We start from the raw sequence: 1373 nt of genomic DNA on the forward strand, positions 1-1373 counted from the left end.
TTATACCAAGGCGCGCTGAGAGTGACTCACGTGGTGGATTCCCAAGGTGCTGAAAATCTGATTCGACGTTGCAGGCAGATGGAGGCTTGCGATGGCGGCAGCGGTTGGCGTTCGGCCCGACTACACACCGGCGGATTTGCGTCGATGTGCCAGACGAAGTGGTGATGCGGATCAGGTCCGACGCCTATTGGCGGTAGCGCTGATCCTGGATGGGGGGAGCCGAAGTGACGCGGCGAAACTTGCCGGCGTGACGCTTCAGATCGTGCGCGACTGGGTCTTGCGGTTCAACGAGAGCGGCCCCGATGGTCTGGCAACACGCAAAGCGCCGGGGCGGGCCTCGATCCTGAACGATGAGCAGCGCGCCCGGCTTGCGGCGGTTGTCGAGGCGGGACCGATCCCTGCGGCGCATGGCGTGGTGCGTTGGCGGCTTGCCGATCTGGCGCAGTGGATCTGGGATGAGTTCGCGCTCTCCGTCACGCGCCACACTCTCGGGCGCGAGCTTCGCGCCATGGGCTATCGCAAGCTTTCGGCGCGGCCCCGCCACCATGGCCAGAAGCCTGATGATATTGTCGATTTTAAAAAAGCTTCGCCGCCCGTCTGGCGCAGATCAAGCGGCGGCTACCGAAAGGTACGCCAATAGAGCTGTGGTGGCAGGACGAGGCCCGCGTCGGCCAGCAGACCAAACTCACCCGGCGTTGGGCCAGGCGCGGCACACGCCCCTCAGCGGCCAAGGATCAGCGCCGCTCCTCAGCATGGATCTTCGGCGCAATCTGCCCCGCTGAAGGCAAAGCCGCGGGCATCGTCATGCCCAAATGCAACAGTGAGGCTATGATCATGCATCTCGAGGAAATCGCCTTCCACGTCGCGCCGGGTGCCCATGCAGTCTTGCTGCTCGATCAGGCCGGATGGCACGGATCAGCCGAGTTGATCGTGCCGCCCAATATCACCCTGATGCCGCTGCCGCCGAGATGCCCGGAACTCAACCCCGTCGAGAACCTTTGGCAGTTCATGCGTGACAACTGGCTGTCCAACCGCATCTTCACATCCTACGACGACATCGTCGACCATTGCTGCTTCGCTTGGAACGCGCTCGTCGAGCAACCATGGCGCATCATGTCCATCGGACTGAGCTGCACCCGGTTTCGTGGACACCGAGATAAGGTGTTTTTGGAACCGGAGGGTGACGATGCAACGACGGAAGTTCAGCCGGGAGTTCAAGCTCGAGGCGGTGAAGCTGGTATTGGAGCGTGGCGTTTCGGCATCGCAGGCAGCGCGCGATCTGGATGTGCATGCGAACGTGCTGCGCAAGTGGATCCGCGAAGCGGAAGGCGACCCTGGATCGGCGTTTCCCGGCCACGGCAACATGAGGCCAG

At 62.7% G+C, this 1373-nt stretch carries 1 protein-coding gene and 1 pseudogene; both read left to right on the plus strand.

The genetic code is table 11. The features are described from left to right. Nucleotides 1–91: 91 nt before the first annotated feature. Nucleotides 92–1128 (plus strand): annotated as a pseudogene (locus AC1DT7_RS24150) (IS630 family transposase); the annotation flags it as partial. 58 nt (nucleotides 1129–1186) lie between these two features. After that, the coding region (locus AC1DT7_RS24155) for a transposase (protein ID WP_478035524.1) at nucleotides 1187–1373 on the plus strand (187 nt) is incomplete at its 3' end.

The organism is Sphingomonas sp. P3_C6, assembly GCF_056402595.1.